Annotated in this window: 13 protein-coding genes; 2 read left to right on the top strand and 11 right to left on the bottom strand. The window is 69.2% G+C overall.

What is annotated here, in order from left to right; genetic code table 11:
* Positions 1-47: 47 nt before the first annotated feature.
* From DS843_RS15200 to DS843_RS15185, 4 genes are all read right to left on the bottom strand, one after another.
* Complete coding sequence (locus DS843_RS15200; protein WP_149469742.1) at positions 48-3,308, bottom strand: efflux RND transporter permease subunit; 3,261 nt, start codon at positions 3,306-3,308, stop codon at positions 48-50.
* The gene (locus DS843_RS15195) at positions 3,305-6,406 is read right to left on the bottom strand and encodes an MdtB/MuxB family multidrug efflux RND transporter permease subunit (RefSeq protein WP_149469741.1); all 3,102 of its coding nucleotides are present in this window, start codon (positions 6,404-6,406) and stop codon (positions 3,305-3,307) included. Before DS843_RS15195 ends, DS843_RS15200 begins: the two co-directional genes overlap by 4 nt.
* A 28-nt stretch (positions 6,407-6,434) precedes the next feature.
* Positions 6,435-7,769 carry an MdtA/MuxA family multidrug efflux RND transporter periplasmic adaptor subunit gene (locus tag DS843_RS15190; protein ID WP_149469740.1) on the bottom strand — a complete coding sequence of 445 codons (1,335 nt, stop codon included), beginning with the start codon at positions 7,767-7,769 and terminating at the stop codon, positions 6,435-6,437.
* 213 nt (positions 7,770-7,982) lie between these two features.
* Positions 7,983-9,161: a pyridoxal phosphate-dependent aminotransferase gene (locus DS843_RS15185; protein ID WP_149469739.1), complete on the bottom strand. Its 1,179-nt coding sequence runs from the start codon at positions 9,159-9,161 to the stop codon at positions 7,983-7,985.
* A 275-nt stretch (positions 9,162-9,436) separates the two neighbouring features.
* Between DS843_RS15185 and DS843_RS15180 the strand changes: the two genes are divergently transcribed.
* Complete coding sequence (locus DS843_RS15180; RefSeq protein WP_149469738.1) at positions 9,437-10,930, top strand: acetyl-CoA hydrolase/transferase family protein; 1,494 nt, start codon at positions 9,437-9,439, stop codon at positions 10,928-10,930.
* Between the two features lie 72 nt (positions 10,931-11,002).
* On the opposite strand, the gene DS843_RS15175 is transcribed toward DS843_RS15180, so the two are convergent.
* The 7 genes from DS843_RS15175 to DS843_RS15145 form a co-directional block, all read right to left on the bottom strand.
* Positions 11,003-11,356 carry a DUF1285 domain-containing protein gene (locus tag DS843_RS15175; protein WP_149469737.1) on the bottom strand — a complete coding sequence of 118 codons (354 nt, stop codon included), beginning with the start codon at positions 11,354-11,356 and terminating at the stop codon, positions 11,003-11,005.
* A 116-nt stretch (positions 11,357-11,472) separates the two neighbouring features.
* Positions 11,473-13,176, bottom strand: coding sequence for a methyl-accepting chemotaxis protein (locus tag DS843_RS15170; protein WP_149469736.1), 1,704 nt, complete (start codon positions 13,174-13,176; stop codon positions 11,473-11,475).
* A gap of 113 nt (positions 13,177-13,289) precedes the next feature.
* Positions 13,290-14,819, bottom strand: coding sequence for an AMP-binding protein (locus DS843_RS15165; protein ID WP_149469735.1), 1,530 nt, complete (start codon positions 14,817-14,819; stop codon positions 13,290-13,292).
* Positions 14,820-14,878: 59 nt separating this feature from the next.
* Complete coding sequence (locus DS843_RS15160; RefSeq protein WP_149469734.1) at positions 14,879-16,648, bottom strand: ABC transporter permease subunit; 1,770 nt, start codon at positions 16,646-16,648, stop codon at positions 14,879-14,881.
* Positions 16,645-17,748, bottom strand: coding sequence for an ABC transporter ATP-binding protein (locus DS843_RS15155; protein ID WP_149469733.1), 1,104 nt, complete (start codon positions 17,746-17,748; stop codon positions 16,645-16,647). Before DS843_RS15155 ends, DS843_RS15160 begins: the two co-directional genes overlap by 4 nt.
* A gap of 30 nt (positions 17,749-17,778) precedes the next feature.
* Positions 17,779-18,852 (bottom strand): polyamine ABC transporter substrate-binding protein, encoded by a 1,074-nt coding sequence (locus tag DS843_RS15150; protein WP_149469732.1) that lies wholly within the window; start codon positions 18,850-18,852, stop codon positions 17,779-17,781.
* Between the two features lie 121 nt (positions 18,853-18,973).
* On the bottom strand, positions 18,974-19,744 hold the full coding sequence (locus DS843_RS15145; RefSeq protein ID WP_149469731.1) for an enoyl-CoA hydratase/isomerase family protein: 771 nt from the start codon (positions 19,742-19,744) through the stop codon (positions 18,974-18,976).
* A 167-nt stretch (positions 19,745-19,911) separates the two neighbouring features.
* Here DS843_RS15145 and DS843_RS15140 point away from each other — a divergent pair, with 167 nt between their 5' ends.
* Positions 19,912-20,805: an IclR family transcriptional regulator gene (locus DS843_RS15140; protein ID WP_149469730.1), complete on the top strand. Its 894-nt coding sequence runs from the start codon at positions 19,912-19,914 to the stop codon at positions 20,803-20,805.
* Positions 20,806-21,039: the final 234 nt, after the last annotated feature.

The following is a 21,039-nucleotide window of genomic DNA, read 5'->3' as shown; positions in this document are numbered from 1 at the left end:
GCACCCTCTCCCGGGGCGGGAGAGGGATTGGTCGGCGAACGCCGCCATCATACCGCGACACTCGCGCCGGGCCGCTGCCGCCGCCGGCACCACAGCCGGAAGCGGTCGAGGTACAGGTAGGTGACCGGCGTCGTGTAGAGGGTCAGCATCTGGCTGACGACCAGACCGCCGACGATGGCGATGCCCAGCGGCTGGCGCAGTTCCGCCCCGTCGCCGCTGCCCATGGCGAGCGGCAGGGCGCCCAGAAGGGCGGCGACGGTGGTCATCATGATCGGGCGGAAGCGCAGCAGGCAGGCGCGGTGGATCGCGGTGCGCGGGTCCAGCCCCTCGCTCCGCTCCGCCTCCAGGGCCACGTCGATCATCATGATCGCGTTCTTCTTGACGATGCCGATCAGCAGGATGACGCCGATCAGCGCGATGATGCTCAACTCCTTGTTGAACGCCATCAGCGCGACCAGCGCTCCCACCCCGGCGGAGGGCAGGGTGGACAGGATCGTCAGCGGGTGGATGTAGCTCTCGTACAGCACGCCCAGCACGATGTAGACGGCCAGGAGCGCGGCCAGGATCAGCACCGGCTGATCGCCGATGGACTGCTGGAACACCCGCGCGGTGCCCTGGAAGCTGCCCTGGATGGTGGTCGGCACGCTGATGCGGTCCATGGTGTGGCGGATGACGGCCAGCCCCTCCCCCAGCGAGACGCCGGGGGCGAGGTTGAAGGAGAGGGTGGTCGCGACGAACGGTCCCTGGTGGTTCACCGACAGCGGCGTGTTCTCCAGCGAGACGCGGGCGAAGGCCGAGAGCGGGATCATCGTCTCCACCCCCGTGCTGAGCGCCGATCCGGTGGAGGCGGCGGTGCGCCCGGTGCTGGCGATCTGGTTGATGCGCTGGTTGCGCGCGGCCTCGGTGTCGGCCGTGGCCGCCCCGGCGATGCCGCTGGTCGCCTGCGTCCCACTGACCGCCCCGCCCGAGGTGCTGATGAGGAGGTCCTTCATCATCTCCGGGTCCTCACGGTATTGGGGAGCGACCTCCATGATGACGCGGTACTGGTTCAGAGGGTTGAAGATGGTCGAGACGGAGCGCTGGCCGAAGGCGTCGTAGAGCGTGTTGTTGATCTGGCTGTAGGACAGGCCCAGCCGCGCCGCGGCGTCGCGGTCCACCGTGACCTCCAGCGCCAGCCCGCGCTGCTGCTGGTCGGAGTTCACCTCCGTCAGTTCCGGGACCTGCTGAAGCGCCTGGGTCAGGCGGGGCGCCCAGGTCTGCAACTCGTCCAGCGTGTCGCCCTGAAGGGTGAACTGGTAATTGGCGTTGGCCTGTCTGGCCCCCGCCCTCAGATCCTGCATGGCCGACAGATACAGGTTGGCGCCGGGCACTTGGGAAAGCTGGGTGCGCAGCCGGGCGATCACCTCGTCCGCCGTCACGCCGCGCTCCGCCAATGGCTTCAGCGAGACGGCCATGTAACCGCTGTTGGTCCGGCTGCCGCCGGTGTAGCCCACCACCGTGTCCACCGCCGGGTCGGCCTGCACCAGCGCCACGAAGCGCTCCATCTTCTCCTTCATCAGGGCGAAGGAGGTGCTCTGGTCCGCCACGACGAAGCCGTTCAGGCGGCCCGTGTCCTGCTGCGGGAAGAAGCCCTTTGGAATGATCGTGAAGAGATGGACGGAGAGCACCACGGTCGCCGCGAAGACCACCATGGTCAGCAGGCTGTTGTCGAGCGCCGCCGTCAGCGTCCGGTCGTAGAGGCGCAGCGTGCCGCCGCCGATCCGGGCACCGAAGCGCCGCAACGCGCCGACGACGCGGCCCGGCTCCCTGGACTTGCGCGGCTCCCGCAGCAGGACGGCGCACATCATCGGCGTGGTGGTCAGGCTGACGACCATCGAGACGAGGATGGCGATGGACAGCGTGAGAGCGAATTCGCGGAACAGCCGCCCGACGATTCCGCCCATCAGCAGGATCGGGATGAAGACGGCGACCAGCGACACGCTCATCGACAGGACGGTGAACCCCACCTCCCGCGCGCCGCGCAGCGCGGCCTGGGTGCGGGACATGCCGTTCTCGATGTGGCGGGCGATGTTCTCCAGCACGACGATGGCATCGTCCACCACGAAGCCCGTGGCGATGGTCAGCGCCATCAGCGACAGGTTGTTCAGGCTGTAGCCGAGCAGATACATGGCGCCGAAGGTGGCGACCAGCGACACCGGCACGACCACGCTGGGGATCAGGGCGGCCCGCGCGTTGCGCAGGAACAGGAACACCACCATCACCACCAGCCCGACGGCGATGATCAAAGTGTGCTCCACCTCCGCCAGCGAGGCGCGGATGGTCGTGGTGCGGTCGCTGGAAACCGACAGGTCGATGTCGGCGGGGATGGAGGCCCGAAGCTCCGGCAGCATGGCCTTCACCCGGTCCACCGTCTCGATGATGTTCGCCCCCGGCTGGCGGTTCAGGATCAGAAGGACGGAGGGCTTGCCGTTGGTGATGCCGGCGTGGCGCAGATCCTCCACGCTGTCCGACACCTCGGCCACGTCGGACAGGCGGACCGCGGCCCCGTTGCGGTAGGCGATGATGAGGGAGCGGTATTCTTCCGCCTTGCGGGCCTGATCGTTGGTGTAGATCTGGAACCGCAGATCCCCGTCCTCGACGGCGCCCTTGGGGGCGTTGGCGTTGGCCGACGCGATGGCCGCCCGCACGTCCTCCAGCCCGATGCCGTACTGGAACAGCGCGCGGGGGTTCAGCGCCACCCGCACGGCGGGAAGCGAGCTGCCGCCGATGGTGACCTGCCCGATGCCCTCCACCTGCGACAGCTTCTGCTGGAGCACCGTCGCGGCGGAATCGTAAAGCTGACCCTGGCTGAGCGTGGCCGAGGTCATGGTCAGGATCATGATCGGCGCGTCGGCGGGGTTGACCTTGCGGTAGGTCGGGTTGCTCCGCAGGCTGGACGGCAGGTCGGCGCGGGCGGCGTTGATGGCCGCCTGCACCTCGCGGCCCGCGGCGTCGATGTCGCGGCTCAACCCGAACTGGAGCGTGATGCGCGTCGATCCGGCGGAACTGGAGGAGGTCATCTCCGTCACGTCGGCGATCTGCGCCAGATGCCGTTCCAGCGGTGTGGCGACGCTGGCCGCCATCGTCTCCGGGCTGGCGCCGGGCATCGAGGCGCTGACCGAGATGGTCGGGAAATCCACCTGCGGCAGCGGCGACACCGGCAGCCCGAGGAAGCCCAGCGCCCCGGCCAGCGCCAGCCCCAGCGTCAGCAGGGTGGTGGCGACGGGCCGCCGGATGAAGGGCGCGGACAGGTTGGCCGCCCAGCTCATCGTGCGGCCCCTTCCGTCTGCCCGTCGGGGCGCCCGCGCAAACGCGCGGCCAGCCGGTCGAAGGCCAGATAGATCACCGGCGTGGTGTAGAGGGTCAGAAGCTGGCTGAGGATCAGCCCGCCGACGATGGACACGCCCATGGGCTGGCGAAGCTCCGACCCCGTGCCGGTGCCGAGCATCAGCGGCAGGGCGCCCAGCAGCGCCGCCATGGTCGTCATCAGGATCGGGCGGAAGCGCAGCAGGCAGGCCTGATAGATCGCCTCGCGCGGGGGCTTGCCCTCCTCCCGTTCGGCGTCGAGCGCGAAGTCGATCATCATGATCGCGTTCTTCTTCACGATGCCGATCAGCAGGATGATGCCGATGATGGCGATGATGTCCAGATCGTGCCCGGCCAGCATCAGCGCGATCAGCGCCCCGACGCCCGCCGAGGGCAGGGTGGACAGGATCGTGATCGGGTGGATGTAGCTCTCGTAGAGGACGCCCAGCACGATGTACATCGTGACGATGGCCGCCAGGATCAGCAGAAGCTGGTTGCCCAGCGACGCCTGGAAGGCCAGCGCGGCGCCCTGGAAGCGGGTCAGCACGCTGGCCGGCAGGCCGAGTTCCCGCTCCGCCGCCTCGATGGCCTCGACCGCGGCGCCCAGCGACACCCCCGGCGCGAGGTTGAAGGAGACGGTGACCGCCGGGAACTGGCCGTAATGGTTGATCTGGAGCGGCGCGTTGCGCACCTCCATCCGCGCGAAGGCGGCCAGCGGCACCTGCCCGCCGCCCGCCGAGGGCAGGTGGATGGAGGTCAGCAGCTCGTCCACCGACATGCGGTCCGGGTCGGCCTCCAGGATCACGCGGAACTGGTTGGCCTGGGTGAAGATGGTGGAGACGATGCGCTGGCCGAAGGCGTCGTAGAGCGCGTTGTCGATGGCCGCCGTGGTGACGCCATAGCGCGCGGCGGTGTCGCGGTCGATGGTGATGGCGGCCGACAGGCCCTTTTCCTGAAGGTTGCTGGTGACGTCGGTGATCTCCGGCAGTTCGGCCAGCCGGCCGAGCAGCCTCGGCGCCCAGACGCGCAGTTCGTCGGGGTTCGCGTCCTCAAGGACGAACTGGTACTGGGTGCGGCTGACCGTGGCGTCGATGGTCAGGTCCTGCACCGGCTGCATGAACAGCTCGATCCCGGGAACCTGGGCGGTGTTGTGGCGGATGCGGCGGATGATGTCGGCCACATGGTCCGTCCGCTCCTCCTTCGGCTTCAGGTTGATGAGGAAGCGCCCGCTGTTCATGGTGGTGTTCGTGCCGTCCACCCCGATGAAGGAGGACAGGCTGACCACGTCGGGGTCCTTCAGCACCTCCACCGCCAGCGCCCGCTGCCGCTCCGCCATGGCGGCGTAGGAGACGGACTGGGTGGCCTCCGTCACGCCCTGGATCAGGCCGGTGTCCTGCGCCGGGAAGAAGCCCTTGGGGATGGCGGCGTAGAGCACCACCGTCAGCGCCAGCGTCCCGGCAGCTACCAGCAGCGTCGCCCCCTGACGGTCCAGCACCCAGCGCAAAGTGCGGCCATAGCCGGCGATCACCGCGTCGAACCACGCCTCGCTGCGCCGGGCGATGGCGGACATTTCCCGCGGCTCGCGGTGGCGCAGCAGCTTGGCGCAGAGCATCGGCACCAGCGTCAGCGAGACGACGGCGGAGATCAGGATGGTGACGGCCAACGTGATGGCGAATTCGCGGAACAGCCGGCCCACCACGTCGCCCATGAACAGCAGCGGGATCAGCACCGCGATCAGCGAGACGGTCAGCGACACGATGGTGAAGCCGATCTGCTTCGATCCCTTCAGCGCGGCCTGGAGCGGAGATTCGCCGCGTTCCACATGGCGGGCGATGTTCTCGATCATCACGATGGCGTCGTCCACGACGAAGCCGGTCGCGACGGTCAGCGCCATCAGCGACAGGTTGTTCAGGCTGAAGCCCGCCAGATACATCACCGCGAAGGTGCCGACCAGCGACAGCGGCACCGACAGGCTGGGAATCACCGTCGCCGGGATGTTGCGCAGGAACAGGAAGATCACCAGGACCACCAGCCCCATGGCCACCATCATCTCCGTCTGCACATCCTCGACGGAGGCGCGGATGGTCACGGTGCGGTCGGTCAGGACGGCGACCTCGACGGAGCCCGGCAGGGCGGCGGTCAGGTTGGGCAGCATCTCCTTCACCCGGTCCACCACCTCGATCACGTTGGCGCCGGGCTGGCGCTGGATGTTCAGGAGGATGGCGGGCGTGTCGTTCATCCAGGCGCCCAGCCGGGTGTTCTCGGCGCTGTCCAGCACGTCGGCCACGTCGGACAGGCGCACAGGGGCGCCGCTGCGGTAGGCGATGACGAGGTCCTTGTACTCGTCGGCCCGGCGGAGCTGGTCGTTGGCGTTGATGGTGTAGTTGCGGGTCGGCCCGTCGATGGTGCCCTTCGGCGAATTGACGTTGGCCGTGTTGATGGTGCTGCGCAGGTCGTCGATGTTCAGGCCATAGGCGGCCAGCGCCTGGACATTGGCGCGGATGCGCACCGCGGGCCGGTGCCCGCCGCTGAGGCTGACCAGACCGACGCCGGGAAGCTGCGAGAGTTTCTGGGCGAAGCGGCTGTCCGCCAGATCCTGCACCTGGGTCAGCGGCAGGGTCTTGGAGGTCAGCGCCAGCGTCAGGATCGGCGCGTCCGCCGGGTTGACCTTGGCGTAGATCGGCGGGGCCGGCAGGTCGGAGGGCAGCAGGTTGCCGGCGGCGTTGATGGCCGCCTGCACCTCCTGCTCCGCGATGTCGATGCTGAGTTCCAGCCCGAACTGGAGCGTGATGACCGACGCCCCGGCGGCGCTGACCGAGGACATCTGGACCAGCCCCGGCATCTGGCCGAGCTGGCGTTCCAGCGGGGCGGTGACGGAGGACGTCATCACCTCCGGGCTGGCGCCGGGGAAGAAGGTCTGGACCTGGATCGTCGGGTATTCCACCGCCGGCAGCGCCGACAGCGGCAGAAAGCGGTAGGACACCGCCCCGACCAGCAGGATCGCCAGCATCAGCAGCGAGGTGGCGACCGGGCGGACGACGAAGGGGTGGGAAATGTTCATGGGGAAGGTCCGCCGCGCTGCGCCGCCGTCACGATGCGTTGCGCTGGGGGCGGCGTTGCGGGCGCGGCCCCTCGCTGGACGGTGCGGGGGCCGCCGGCTGGGCCGAACCATCGGTCGCCGCGACCTTCGCGCCCTCGCGCAGCCGGTCGGCACCCTGCGTCACCACCGTCTCGCCGGGGCGCAGGCCCTTGGTGATCACGGTCTTCGCCCCGTCGCTGGGACCGAGCGTCACCGGGCGGACCGAAGCCGTGCTGTCCTCGCGGTTCACCACATAGACGTAGGTGCCGGGCGCGCCGCGCTGCACCGCGGCCACCGGGACCATCGGCACACCGGCCAGCGTGTCCACCAGAAGCTGGACGTTGACGAACTGGTTGGGGAACAGCGACTGGTCGGCGTTGTCGAACTGGGCGCGCAGCTTGACCGTGCCGGTGGTCACGTCGATCTGGTTGTCCACCGTGGTCAGGGTGCCGGTCGCCAGCACGCGGTCGCGCGTCCGGTCGTAGGCGGTCACCGGCAGGTGCGCCCCGTCGCGCAGCCGCTTCATGATGGCCGGGATGTTGTCCTCCGGCAGGGTGAACAGGACGGAGATCGGCTGCACTTGCGTGATGACGACGATGCCGCCGGCCTCCCCCGCCGTGACGTAGTTGCCGGGATCGACCAACCGCAGCCCGGCGCGGCCCGAGACGGGTGCGGTGATGCGGGTGTAGGACAGGTTCAGCTTGGCGTTCTCCACCGCGACCTGATCGGCCTTCACCGTGCCTTCATACTGCTGGACCAGCGATTCCTGGGTGTCGCGCTGCTGCTTGGCGATGGAGTCCTGCTTGACCAGCAGCCGGTAGCGCTCCAGGTCCAGCCGGGCGTTCTTCAGAAGCGCCTGATCGCGCAGAAGCTGGGCCTCCGCCTGCTCGACGGCGAGTTGAAAGGGGCGCGGGTCCACCTCCGCCAGGAAGTCGCCCTTCTGCACGGTCTGCCCTTCGGTGAAGGCGACCTGGGTGAGCTGCCCGCCGACCTGCGGGCGCACCGTGACGGTGGCGAGCGACGAGACGGTGCCCAGCCCGTTCAGCCGGATCGGCATGTCGCCCTTCTCCACCGTGGCGGTCACCACCGGCGAGGCGGTCGGCATGCCGGGCCGGAAGCCGCCGGGGCCGCCGCGCGCCGCCATCTCCGGCGCCGGGCGGAAGGCGAACCACCACACCCCGCCGCCGATCAGGGACAGCACCACAAGCCACGCCACCACCCGGCCCAGGATCGAGCGGCGCTTCGGCGCGCCGGTCCGCTGGTCCCTGCGGGACTCCGGTGCTGCCGTGGCGGGGTTGTCCGTCCCGGGCGCGGGGGGCGGTTTGAGGGGCGTATCCAAATCCATCGGGTCCTTCATCGCCTGCGGGCGTCGTCCGGAAAGTCGCGTCGGGAGGGAGGCCGGCGGCCCAGCTCCGATCCCGGGCCCCGATCCCGGCGGGACGCTATCACGGCGCCGCGCGCGGAATATGTCCAGAAGGGGTTAGATTTGTAACGCTCGGTAACAGAGTCGAGGGGGCGTCGAGAGTCCCCTCTCCCCTCCGGGGAGAGGGCTATGTCATCAGAGCACCCCCTCCAACCCCGTCACGAAGGCGGCGATGCGGCGGCAGGCTTCGGCAAGCTCGGCCTCGCCGACCGCGAAGGACAGGCGGACGCAGCCCGCCGCCGCCGGGCCGAAGGCGCCGGCGTCCAGCACCGACACGCCGGTCTCGCGGAACAGCCGCCACGCGAACTCCATGGTCGGAAGGCCGGTGCCGCGCACGTCCACCAGCATGAACATGCCCGCCTCCGGCTTCAGGCAGCGCAGGCCGGGAACGGAGCCGAGCGCCTCCAGCGCGATGTCGCGGCGGCGGCGGTAGCCCTCGCGCATCGCCGCCACCGCCTCGTCGCCCTGCTCGACGGCGACCAGCGCCGCCTGCTGCACGAAGCCCGGCAGTCCGTAGAGCATGCACAGCGCCAGCGTGCCCATATGGGCGACCAGCGGTGCCGGGGCGACCACCCAGCCGGCGCGCCAGCCGGTCATGGCGTGCGACTTGGACAGGCTGTTGATGGTCACGGTGCGCTCCGCCATGCCGGGCAGGGTGGCGATGCTTATGTGCGGACGGTCGAAGGTCAGGCTGGCGTAGACCTCGTCGGCGACCACCCACAGGTCGTGGCGGCGGGCGAGGTCGGCCACGGCCTCCAGTTCCTCCATGGACATCACGATGCCGGTGGGGTTGGCGGGGGTCGCCAGGAAGATGGCGCGGGTGCGCGGGGTGACCGCGGCGGCCAGCGCCGCCGGGTCCAGCCGCAGCGTGGCGGCGTCCGGGGCCACCGGGACCAGCGCGGCGCCCGACGCGCGGACGCAGGCTTCGTAGGTCAGGTACATCGGCTCCGGCACCAGCACCTCGTCCCCCGCCTCGACGAGGCAGAGGGTGGCGTTGAACAGGCCGTTCTGCGCCCCGGCGCAGACGATGACGTTCTCCGGCTCGACCGGCAGGCCGGTGCGGCGGGCGACGTCGCGGGCGAGTGCGGCGCGCAGCTCCGGCCGGCCCGGAATGGGGGTGTAGTGGGTGTCCCCGGCGTGCAGGGCGGCGATGGCGGCGTCCCGCACCGGGGCCGGCGTGTCGAAATCCGGGTCGCCGACGCTCAGCACGATCACGTCCTCGCCGCGCCCCTTGGCGGCCCAGGCGGCGAAATGGATGTCCCAGGCCGCGACGCGGTCGCCGCGGATGCGGTCGGTGAGGGACGAGAAACGCATCGGCGGAAACTCCCTGAATGGACTTCTCATTGGCCGCAAACGGCTCGCGGCGGGAAGACTCATCCATATGCCCCAGGGCGGTGCCGGGGCACAACCGGGCGTTCGGAAGCGGCGGCGCAGGGCGGCCATTCATGCCCATTAGGTCGCCCTGATATGTTGGACGGGCAATTGCAGCGCTGCGAAACGGGGTCTTATGACTGCCTGCAACGACAAAACGAGCGGATCATCCGCCGCAAACGCCGCCGCAAACGCCCGAGAATGTTCAAAGGACAACCATGTACCGCGACCGTATTCGCCTGAAGTCCCTGTGGGGAAAGGTGGTGACGCCGGAAGAGGCGGCTCTGCTGATCCGCGACGGCATGACCATCGGCATGAGCGGCTTCACCCGCGCCGGGGACGCCAAGGCGGTTCCGCTGGCGCTGGCCGAACGCGCCGCGACGGAGCGCCTGAAGATCACGCTGATGACCGGCGCCTCGCTCGGCAACGACGTGGACCGGATTTTGACGGAGGCCGGGGTGCTGGCCCGCCGCCTGCCGTTCCAGGCCGACCCGGTGCTGCGCAAGGCGATCAACCGCGGCGAGGTGATGTTCGTCGATCAGCACCTGTCGGAGACGGTGGAGCTTCTGCGCTCCCGCCAGATGGGTCCGGTGGACGTGGCGGTGATCGAGGCCTGCGCGATCACGGAGACGGGCGGGATCGTCCCGACCACCTCCATCGGCAACTCCGCGACCTTCGCCATCCTGGCGGAGAAGGTCATCGTCGAATTGAACCTGACCCAGCCGCTCGACCTGGAGGGGATGCACGACGTCTACATCCCGACGCGCCGCCCCTTCCGCGAGCCGATCCCGGTGGTGACGGCGGAAAGCCGCGCCGGGCTGCCCTACATCCCCATCGACCCGTCGAGGATCGCGGCCATCGTGGTGACGCGCAAGCAGGACAGCAGCGCCACCATCCTGCCGCCGGACGGGGAGACGAAGGACATCGCCGGCCACCTGATCGAGTTCCTCGACCGCGAGGTGCGGCAGGGCCGGCTGGGCCGCTCGCTGAATCCGCTCCAGGCCGGGATCGGGACCATTGCCAACGCCGTGCTGCACGGCATGATCGACAGCCCGTTCCACGACCTGACCATGTACAGCGAGGTCCTCCAGGACAGCACCTTCGAACTGTTCGACGCGGGCAAGCTGACCTTCGCGTCGGGCTCCTCCATCACGCTGAGCGCCGGGAAATACGCAGAGGTCCTGCCAAGGATCGGGAGCTACAAGGGACGGCTGCTGCTGCGCCCGCAGGAAATCTCCAACCATCCGGAGGTCATCCGCCGGCTGGGCGTGATCGGCATCAACACGGCGCTGGAGTGCGACATCTACGGCAACGTGAACTCCACCCACGTCAACGGCACGCAGATGATGAACGGCATCGGCGGGTCCGGCGACTTCGCGCGCAACGCCCACCTCGCCATCTTCGTCACCAAGTCTTTGGCGAAGGATGGGAAAATTTCCAGCGTCGTGCCGATGGTCACCCACACCGACCACAACGAGCATGACGTGGACGTTCTGGTGACGGAAACCGGTCTGGCCGACCTGCGCGGCCTCGCCCCGCGGGAGCGGGCGGAGACGATCATCCGCAACTGCGTCCATCCCAGCTACCGCGAGCTGGCGATGGATTATCACCGCCGTGCGCTCCAGCGCGGCGGCCACACGCCGCACCTGCTGGAGGAGGCCTTCTCCTGGCACCTGCGCTTCCAGCAGACGGGCAGCATGCAGCCCGCCTGAGGTCCCAATGCCCTCCCCCGCGAAGTGGGGGAGGGTTGGGTGGGCGCCCAACGCGAGGACTGTTGCGCCGGATCAGGGGCAGACGGCCTCGACGATCCGGCACACGTCCCCGGCGGTGCGCGGGGTGAAGCGGGCGAGCAGCCCGCCGCGCAGCTCGGGCACGACCAGCGACACCGGCTGTTCGGCGGGAACCGTCAGGTCGTGGTCGAGGTCGCAGACGCTGACGTAATCCAGCCCGGTCAGGGCGACCAGAAGCGACTGCCGCCCCCGCCCGTCGACGGCGTGCGCGATGGCCCGCCCGTTGACGGCGGCGTAGGCGGCGGCCTGATCCTGGGTGTAGCGGGACACCGGCAGCACCCGCAGCGACGGGTGGCTGCGCAGGACCGTGGCGATGAGGGCGTTGAGGCCGCTGGACAGGCTCGACATGGGTTCCAAAGGCTTCCGACTGTGGACCGCCATCCTACCACGAAATCCGCCGTCGGGGGCGCTGCCCCCGCGTGGCGCAAAAATGGTCACGCGGGAGCCACGCATTTGCCCAGACGTCAGCCGGCGCGGACGCGGGCGATGAAGCCCTGGATCTCGTCGCGCAGCAGGTCGGAATCGCGGGACAGGCCGGTCGCGGCGTCCAGCACCTCCGCGGCGGCCGCGCGCACGTCGGTGGCCGACTGGCTGACGCCGCCGATGTTGCCGGAGACCAGCCGGGTGCCCTGGGCCGCCTGCTGGATGTTGCGGCCGATCTCGTGCGTTGCGGCGGTCTGCTCCTCCACCGCGGCGGCGATGGCACCGGCGATGGCGTCCACGTCGGCGATGGTCCGGGCGATCTTGCGGATGGCCGTCACGGTGCCTTCGGTGATCGCCTGGATCTCGGTGATCTGGCTGGCGATCTCCTCGGTCGCCTGCGAGGTCTGGGTGGCCAGCGCCTTCACCTCGCCCGCCACCACGGCGAAGCCCTTGCCGGACTCGCCCGCGCGCGCCGCCTCGATGGTGGCGTTCAACGCCAGCAGGTTGGTCTGGGAGGCGATGTTCTGGATCAGGTTGACGACGTCGCCGATCTTCTGGGCGGCGGTGGACAACCGCTCCACCAGCGCGTTGGTCCGTTCCCCCTCGGCCACCGCGTCGCGGGCGACCGTCGCCGCGCCGTTCACCTGACGCCCGATCTCGCCGATGGAGCTTCCCAACTGCTCCGACGCCGCGGCGACGGTCGCGACGTTCGCCGACGCCTGCTCCGTCGCGGCGGCGACCGAGGAGGCCTGTTCCGTCGTCGTCTCGGCGGCGCCGGTCATCGTCTGCGCGTTGCTCTGAAGCTGGCGGGCGGCCAGCGCCACGGCCTGAACCACACCCTGCACGTTCGCGTCGAACTGGTCGGCCAGGGCGAGCATGGCGGCCCGGCGGTCGTCCTCCATCCGGCGCTTCTGTGCGTCGCTCTCCTCCTGGAGGCGCCGCATGTCCAGCCCGTTGCTCTTGAAGACCTGAAGCGCGCGGGCGAGCAGGCCGACCTCGTCCGAGCGCTCCGTGCCCTGGATGGCGACGGTCAGGTCCCCGGCGGCGATGGAGGTCATCTCCGACGTCAGGCGGTTCAACGGACGCACGACGAAGATCAGGACGATGGACCCCAGCAGGCCGAAGGCGAACAGCAATCCGGCGCCCGCGACCATGTAGAGCCGCGTCATGACCTGTTCGGACAGGGCGGTGGCGCGCCGCTCGGCCTCCCGCGTTTCCGCCATGCTCTGCTCGACCCGCTCGCCCAGCGCCGCGGTCAGCTTCTGCCGGACTGGGCGGCCCACGTCGATGGACACGCGGATGGCGCCGTCGGTGTCGAAGATGCGGGCCAGTTCCACGGTCGTCCGGGCGACGCGCTCATACTCCGCGACGATGGACTTGATGGCCTGGATGCTCTCGCGCTGCGCCGGATCGTCGTAGGCCGCCGCCAGCGTGTCGATGGCGGCGGTCGCCTTGGCGATGTTGGCCTTGAGCTGCGCGTCGGCGGCGTCGATGGCTTCGCGGGACGGGGCGACGATGGCGTTCGCTTCGGTGTCCATCGCGTCGCCGAGGGCCGACTGGACGGCGATCGCCGCGCCGAGCCGGTCGGCGACCAGATCGGTGATGCGGGCGGTGGAACCGGTCAGTTCGGAGATCGCGCTCCGGGCGGTCCAGACGACGCTGCCCATGACGATCATCAGGAGGAGAACCGGAACCAGAATCTTGTGCAATAACTTGCGGTTCGAGAACCAGCGGTGCAGCGGCATGTCCAGGGCTTTCAGTCAGGCAGGCTCGATCAAAGGAGCGGCAGGAGCGGAACCGGCCCCAAAAAAAGCCCCCGCGGGCCGGGTTGGCTCGCGGGGGAAGTTGGGACGCACCGTCAGTGGGCCAGCCGGTCCCAGCAGCCGTCCAAGGCCGGGGACAGCTTGTGTTTCATGATGCGCTGGCTGGGGGTCCGCTCGAACTCCTCCACCACCGCGATGTAACGGGGGTTCTGATAGGGGGCGAGTTGCCGTCCGAGCCAGCCGGACAGGGACGGGATGTCCAGCGTCGCCCCGGCCTTTGGCTTCACGAACAGCTTGATGTCCTGCTCGCCGACATCGGCGGCGACGCCGATGATGGCGCAGTCCTCGACGGAGGGGTGGGTGGCCGCGACATGCTCCACCTCCCAGGCCGAGACGTTCTCGCCCTTGCACCGCACGCTGTCGGTCATCCGCCCGTGGAACAGCAGCGTGCCGCTGTCGTCGAGCGAACCGAGGTCGCCGGTGTGCAGGGCGCCGTCCTTCAGCGCGCGGGCCGTCGCCTCCGGGTTGCGGAAGTAGCCGGCGAAGATGGCGCCGGGCCGGTCAGTGCGGACGACGATCTCGCCCCGCTCGCCCTTCGGCACCGGCTTGCCTTCGCCGTCCAGCAGTTCCACGGTGAACCAGGGCATCGGGCGGCCCACCGCGCCGACCACGCCCTCGTCGTTGCAGGTGGTGATGCTCGACGCCTCGGTCATGCCGTAGCATTCGCGGATCTGCACGCCGAACCGCTCCTCGAAGGGCGTCCAGGTCTCCTTGGGGCAACCGCCGCCCCAGGCGATGCGCACGGGGTGGTCGCGGTCGCGCGGGGAGACGGGCTGCTTCAGCAGGATCTGCAGGATTCCGCCCAGATAGTGGATGTGGGTCGCCCCATACTCCCGCACCTGATCCCAGAAGCGGCTGGCGCTGAAACGGTCCACCATGGCGAGCGACACGGCGCGGATCAGCGGCATGACGATCATCTGGGCGCCGCCGATGTGGTACAGCGGCTCCCACACGAACAGCACGTCGCCGTCGCGGGCGGCGGAGACGCGGGCCACCGCCTCGCCGGCCAGCCGCATCATGCGGTGCGACACCAGCACGCCCTTGGGCCGCCCCGTGGTGCCGGAGGTGTACATGATGGCGAAGACGTCGTCGGGGGCGGGCGGAGCCTCCTCGAAGGCCGCGCCGGATTCCAGCAGGGTCTCCAGCCGCAGCGCCGCCGCCGGATCGCCCTGGACGATCAGCGGCGTGCCCGCGGGCACCGCCCCGGTCTCCGCGATCACCGGCAGGAACTCGGCCTCGGCGATGATGGCGCCGGGTTCCGAATGCTCGATGATGTAGCGCAGGCCCTCGCCGCGCTGCTGGGCGTTGATCGGCACCCAGACCAGCCCCGCCTTGGCGAGGCCGAACAGGGTGGACAGCACCAGCGGGCTGTTGCGCAGCATCAGCGCCACGCGGTCGCCGGGCTTCAGCCCCAGCCGCCGCAGCTCCGCCGCCACGCCGTCGGATTGGCGGTCGAGCGTGGCGAAGCTCAGCGCCTCGCCGTTGAAGCGGGCGAACAGGCGGGCGCGTCCGGTCCGGGCCGCCTGCGTGAACAGGCGGACGAACCCTTCTTCGAAATCGGACATGATGCGTGGTCTCGAATGCGTTTGGTCGGTTGGTTACGGCCGAAAGGGGTTGCCGCGGATCACCGCGCCGGACGGCGCAGCCATTCCGCGATCAGCAGCAGGGCCATCACGATCGCGAAGACCACGACGGACACGGCGGCCAGCGTCGGGTTCAATTGCAGGATCATGTCGTCCCACATCTGCTTGGGCAGCGTGGTCTTGACGCCGCCGCTGACGAAGATCGCCACGGTCAGCTCGTCGAAGGAGGTGATGAAGGCGAACAGGAACGCCGCCACCAGACCGCCGCGGATCAGCGGAACGGTGACCAGCATCAGCGTCTTGAAGCGGTTCGCCCCCAGCGTCGCCGCCGCCTGGTCCAGCCGCCAGTCGTGCCCCTTGACCACCGCGGAGATGGCAACGAAGGCGAAGGGCAGGGCCAGCACCGTGTGGCCGATGATGAGGCCGAGGTCGGTGGCGACCAGCCCGATCTGGGCGAACAGGTAGAACAGCCCGACCGCGATGACGATGCGCGGCACGATCATCGGCGCCAGGAAGAAGGCGAAGATCGCCCCCCGCCAGCGCGAGGAGGAGCGGGCGAGCGCCAGCGCGGCCAGACCGGCCACCAGCGTCGCCAGGATCGCCGTGGCGAAGGCCACCACGAACGACCGGATCGTCGCCGACACCCACAGGTCGGAGTTGAAGTAGACCCGGAACCACTCCAGCCCATAGCCCGGCGGCGGGAAGTCGAGGAAGGGCGAGGTGGTGAAGGCGATGGGAACAACGACCAGCGCCGGGGCGACCAGGAAGACGATCACCAGGGCGGAGTAGAGCGGCAGCAGCCGGTCCATCATCTTCGGCCCCAGCAGGCGCCCCACCGGACCGCCCACCGCGTTCGACGCCTTGGCGAGCGCCGACAGGACGGTCATCCCGGCGCCGCGCAGACGGCCCTGGCCGCCGCCGGCCCGCCCGGAGCTTTCTCCCGACAGGGAGGACAGGCCGAACAGCCGGTCGTAGACCCAGCAGGTGACCAGAGCCGCGACCAGCATGAAGGTGGCGAGCGCCCCCGCGAAGGCCCAGTTCAGCATCTCCTGGATCTGGGTGATGATGAGCTGCGCCAGCATGGTCTGCTGCGGCCCGCCGAGCAGAGCCGGCACGATGAAGAAGCCCAGCGAGGAGATGAAGGTCAGCAGCCCCGCCGCCGCCACGCCGGGCAAGGAGAGCTGGAAGTAGACGAGCCAGAAGGCGTTGGCCGGCGGCGCGCCCAAGGTTTCCGCCGCCTGGACCAGACGGCGGTCGATGGTGGTCATCACCGGCAGCATGGTCAGCACGGCCAGCGGCAGCATGGCGTGGACCATGCCGGCCATCACGCCGAACTCGTTGTGCAGCAGCGGCAGGGGCGGCATTCCCGTGCCGGACAGGATCTGGTTGATGACGCCGGTCCGCCCCAGGATGACCATCCAGGCGAAGGTCTTCACCAGATAGCTGGTCCAGAAGGGCACCATCACCGCCAGGATCGCCAGCCCGCGCTGACGCTCCGGCAACTGCGCCAGCCAATAGGCCAGCGGGTAGCCGAACAGCAGCGACAGCAGGGCGGTCAGCCCGGCGATGCGGAAGGTGCTCATCAGGACGCGGAAATAGACGTCCGTGGCGACGATGCGGGCGTAATGGTCGCCGGTCCAGGCCGAGGTCTCCAGGTCCTGGACGCTGAGGCCGAGCAGCCGCAGCACCGGGAACAGGAAGAAGATGGCGAGGAAGGCGAGGCCGGGGGCCGCCAGCCACAGCGGGCCGAAGCGCAGCTTCCGCCGCGCCGCCGCGAAGGCGCCGTCGTGATGCAGGGTCGCGGCGCTCATGACACCAGCACCCCGGCGTCGGCCCGCCAGCGCACCGCGACCACCTCGCCCAGCCGCGGCGGAGCGGTGCCGCGGCGCAAGCGGACGGTGATCGTCTCCTCGCCGCCCAGCGACACCAGCACCCGGGTCTCGGACCCGGCATAGACGGTGTCCACCACCTCGCCCCGCACCTCGTTGTCGCCCTCGCCGTCGATGTCGAGCTGCTCGGGACGGACGACCAGCGCGCCGTCCGGACGGTCCGGCGTGTCGGCGGACAGGAGGAAGCTGCCGTTGCCGGTCACCAGCATCGGCGCTCCGGTCCCGTCGCGCCGGACCTGACCGCGGAAGATGTTCGACACGCCGATGAAGTCCGCCGCGAAGGCGGTCTTCGGGCGGGCGTAGATGTCGTGCGGGGTGCCGATCTGCTCGATCCGCGCGTGGTTCATCAGGCAGATGCGGTCCGACATGGCCAGGGCTTCCTCCTGGTCATGGGTAACATAGATGATCGTCGCGCCCGTCTCACGGTGCAGGCGCTTGATCTCGTACTGCATGTGCTCGCGCAGCTTCTTGTCGAGCGCGCCCAGCGGCTCGTCCATCAGGATGACCGAGGGCTGGTAGACGAAGCAGCGCGCCAGCGCGACGCGCTGCTGCTGCCCGCCGGACAGCTCCTTCGGGAAGCGCCCGGCGAGATGGCCGAGATGGACCATCTCCAGCGCCTCCTTGACGCGCCGCTCCAGGTCGGACGCGGCGACGCCGCGCATGCGCAGGGGAAAGCCGATGTTCTCGGCCACCGTCAGATGCGGGAACAGGGCGTAATGCTGGAAGACGAGGCCGATGTCCCGCTTGTGAACGGGGGTCCGGGTCTCGTCCTGCCCGTCGATCAGGATGCGCCCGCCGCTCGGCTCCACCAGCCCGCAGATCATCTGAAGAAGCGTGGTCTTGCCGGAGCCGGACGGGCCGAGCAGCGTCAGGAACTCGCCCGCCGGAACCTCCAGGCGGGTGGGTTCCAGCGCGGTGATGGCGCCGTACCGTTTGGTCAGGCCATCGACCAGCAGTTTCGGCGTGGCGGCGGCCCCGGCCTGAACCGGCGCGGTGCGCGCCCGTGCGAGCGGTGAGAGCATGGCGGCGGGTCTCCTTTCCGTCGGGCGGGCTTAGCCGAGAATCCAGGCGTTGAAGCGCTCGTTCATCTTCGACCGGTTGGCGCCCCACCAATCCTCCTTCGCGATGGTCATCACCTTCAGGTTCTCTTCATAGGTGGGCAGCGCCTGGGCGCGCTCCTTCGGGATGCTCTTGTAGGCGTCGAGGTTGGTTGGGCCGTAGGCCAGCACCTCGGTGAAGACGGCCTGACGGGACGGGTCGGCGCAGAACTTGATGAACTGGCGCGCGGCGTCGGCACGCGGGTTGCCGCGCGGGATGCCCCAGCCTTCGATCGAGTAGAGGCCCTGGTTCCAGTTGATCTTCACCGGGGCGCCGCCGTCGATCACCGCCTGGGCGCGGGCGTTCCACAGGGCGATCATGTCCACCTCGCCGCTCTGGATGAGCTGGCTGGACTGGGCGCCGCCGGTCCACCAGACGGCGATGTGCGGCTTGATGCGGTCCAGCGCCTTGAAGGCGCGGTCGACGTCGAGCGGGTAGAGCTGGTCGAGCGGCACGCCGTCGGCCAGAAGCGCCTGCTCCAGCGTGTCGATGGGGTTCTTGCGCAGCGAGCGGCGGCCGGGGAACTTCTCGACGTTCCAGAAATCGGCCCAGCTCTGCGGCGCGTTGGAGGCGAACTTGTCGGCGCGGTAGCCGAGAATGGTCGAATAGACGTCGGTGCCCATCCAATGGCTGGTCAGCGAGTCCGGCATCAGGCCGGGCACGTCCGCCGCCGCGAAGTTCAGCGGCTCCAGAAGGTTTTGCTTCATCAGGATGTCGCGGGCCGAGAGGGTCAGCGTGCAGACGTCCCAGGTGTAGGACTTGGTTTCCACGATGGCCTTGAACTGGGCGGTCGGCTCGGCCTCGCGGGCGACGTTGACGACCTTGATGCCGGTGGCCTTCTCGAACGGGTCGTAGAAGGCCTTGCGGAAGGCCGGGCTGTAGGGGCCGCCGGGATCGGCGACGGTGATCTGGGTCGCGGCGATGGCCGGGCGGAGCAGCCCGGCGGGCAGGGTGGCGCCCAGCGCCACGCCGGCGGCTCCCTTCATCAGGCTGCGGCGGTCCATGGAGAAGCCGGAGGTCTTACGCATGTGAAACTCCCTGTTCTTTGGCCGGGCTGTCTCTTCTATCCCGGCGGGTGGGCGCGCTTTATGCGGCATGGTCGGGCGGTTCGTTGCGCCCCTGGAATAACGTCTGGGAATTAAGCCGCGATTACGCGCGCTTCGCGGCGCGCTTGGCGAGGAACTCCTCCATCATCCGGGCCGGTTCGCCGGAGGCGTAGGCCTCGCGCTGGATGCGCACCCCGGCGGCCAGGGCGTCGCGGAAGCCGGCCTCGGTCATCTCGCGGAAGCGCTGCTTGTCCAGCCGCATGGCGACCGGCGGCTTGGCAGCCAGCTCCTCGGCCAGGGCCAGGGATTCGGCCATCACGCGGTCCTGCGGGACGATGCGGTTGATGAGGCCGATGCGGTGGCATTCCTCCGCGTCCATCAGCCGGCCCGATAGGGTCAGATCGATGGTGCGGGCCAGACCGATCATCTCCTTCATGATCCAGGGACCGGTGGTGCTGGCGATGCCGGAGTTGATTTCCGGCTGGCCCATGCGCACACCGGCATGGCCGACGCGGAAGTCGCCGAGCAGAGCGACCTGGAAGGCGGAGCCGGCGGCGACGCCGTTCAGCGCGACGATCAACGGCTTCGAGAGGGTGCGCATGCGGTGGTAGAGCCGCTCCCACTCCGCCACCCATTCCTCGGCGCGGTCGGCGTCGAAGGTCTTGGTCTCGTTCAGGTCCTGCCCGGCGCCGAAGGCACGGTCGCCCGCCCCGGTGAGGATGATCGCGCGGACGCCGTCCTGACCCTCGAACTGGTCGAAGGCGACGATCAGCTCGTCGCGCATCGCGCTGTTCCAGGCGTTCAGGATCTCCGGGCGGTTCAGCGTGATGATGCCGACCGGACCCCGAACCTCGGTGAGGATGAATTTGAACACAGGTCTACTCCTGTAAGCGGGTCTTCCGCGCGCCTTGTGCTGGCGATCCGTCGCCTCGTCGGGCTGCGCGTCGTATTGATATGCGATACGATGTATTGAATAGCTTGGCTTGCTTTGTTAGGGCTGTCAACGGTATCTCTCGCACACGAACCACAGGACCGATCGCCATGGCCCCGCGCCGTCCGTCTTCCCGACCGTCCGACACGGATTTCCCCCCCGGCGACGCGCCTTCCGGCGACGCCCCGGTGAAGGAGGAAGGCGCCGCCCGCAGTGGCGATCCCCTGATGGTGATGTCCGTGGAAAAGGCGTTCCGTGTCCTGAACGCGTTCGACGCCGCGCGCCCGGCGATGAGTCTGACCCAGATCGCGACCATCGTCGGCATGGACAAAAGCGCGGCGCAGCGTTTCACCCACACGTTGGAAAGGCTGGGCTACCTGCGCAAGGACCCGGAGACGAAGCGGTTCGAACTGACGGTCAAGACGCTGGACCTCGGCCACCACTATCTGCGCGGCAACGGGCTGCTCGAACGCTCGATGCCGTATCTGATGCACCTCAGCAAGACGACCGAGGAAACCATCAACCTGACGGAGTTGGACGACACGGAGATCGTCTTCGTGTCGCGCTTCATGAGCCGCCATGTGCTCAACACCGACGTCGTCATCGGCATGCGGATGCCGGCCTACTGCACGGCGCCGGGGGTGGCGATGCTGTCGCGGATGCCGATGGAGGAGGTTTGCGACCGGCTCGACCGCATGGACCTGCACCCCTACACGCCGAACACCACCTGGCGGCGGGAGGATTTGCTGGCGAAGATCGAGCGGAGCGCCGGTCTCGGCTACGCCACCGCCTTCGAGGAATACTACCACGGCGACCTGTCGCTGGCGGCGGCCATCGTCAATCCGGCGGGGGCGCCCATCGGGGCGATCAACATCGCCGTTTCACGCTCCCGCTTCACCCCGCAGGAGGCGGAGGAGCGCTTTGCTCCCCTAGTCGTCGCCGCCGCCGCGTCGATCTCCACCATCGGCCGCCCGGCCCCGCCGAGAAAAATCGCTCATCGCTGAAAAAAGCGCTTGCCGGGCTCGGCCGAGCGGCCTATAACCCGGCTCCCACGACGCCGGGGCCGCTGAGAAGCGGGACGGCGGCAAGGGAACGGCAGAAGTGCCGAAGGTGAGACGAAGTAAAGTTTGGCCGGCGTGAAAACAAAGGCTTGACAGAGCAAGTCGAAGCTTCTAGATACAGCGCCCCGACGCGCCGCACCGGACCCCGGTAGCGCAGCGCGGAACGGGCAGCGGTCC

It is taken from the genome of Roseomonas genomospecies 6 (assembly GCF_008365375.1).
Lineage (GTDB): Bacteria > Pseudomonadota > Alphaproteobacteria > Azospirillales > Azospirillaceae > Azospirillum.
Note: the sequence above shows the minus strand (reverse complement) of the source record. Positions and strands in the feature narration are given on the sequence as shown.

Bases quoted from the DNA above. Each gene is read 5' to 3' on its own strand.
- DS843_RS15200 (WP_149469742.1), bottom strand. From the start codon at position 3,308: ATGAGCTGGGCGGCCAACCTGTCCGCGCCCTTCATCCGGCGGCCCGTC.
- DS843_RS15195 (WP_149469741.1), bottom strand. From the start codon at position 6,406: ATGAACATTTCCCACCCCTTCGTCGTCCGCCCGGTCGCCACCTCGCTG.
- DS843_RS15190 (WP_149469740.1), bottom strand. From the start codon at position 7,769: ATGGATTTGGATACGCCCCTCAAACCGCCCCCCGCGCCCGGGACGGAC.
- DS843_RS15185 (WP_149469739.1), bottom strand. From the start codon at position 9,161: ATGCGTTTCTCGTCCCTCACCGACCGCATCCGCGGCGACCGCGTCGCG.
- DS843_RS15180 (WP_149469738.1), top strand. From the start codon at position 9,437: ATGTACCGCGACCGTATTCGCCTGAAGTCCCTGTGGGGAAAGGTGGTG.
- DS843_RS15175 (WP_149469737.1), bottom strand. From the start codon at position 11,356: ATGTCGAGCCTGTCCAGCGGCCTCAACGCCCTCATCGCCACGGTCCTG.
- DS843_RS15170 (WP_149469736.1), bottom strand. From the start codon at position 13,176: ATGCCGCTGCACCGCTGGTTCTCGAACCGCAAGTTATTGCACAAGATT.
- DS843_RS15165 (WP_149469735.1), bottom strand. From the start codon at position 14,819: ATGTCCGATTTCGAAGAAGGGTTCGTCCGCCTGTTCACGCAGGCGGCC.
- DS843_RS15160 (WP_149469734.1), bottom strand. From the start codon at position 16,648: ATGAGCGCCGCGACCCTGCATCACGACGGCGCCTTCGCGGCGGCGCGG.
- DS843_RS15155 (WP_149469733.1), bottom strand. From the start codon at position 17,748: ATGCTCTCACCGCTCGCACGGGCGCGCACCGCGCCGGTTCAGGCCGGG.
- DS843_RS15150 (WP_149469732.1), bottom strand. From the start codon at position 18,852: ATGCGTAAGACCTCCGGCTTCTCCATGGACCGCCGCAGCCTGATGAAG.
- DS843_RS15140 (WP_149469730.1), top strand. From the start codon at position 19,912: ATGGCCCCGCGCCGTCCGTCTTCCCGACCGTCCGACACGGATTTCCCC.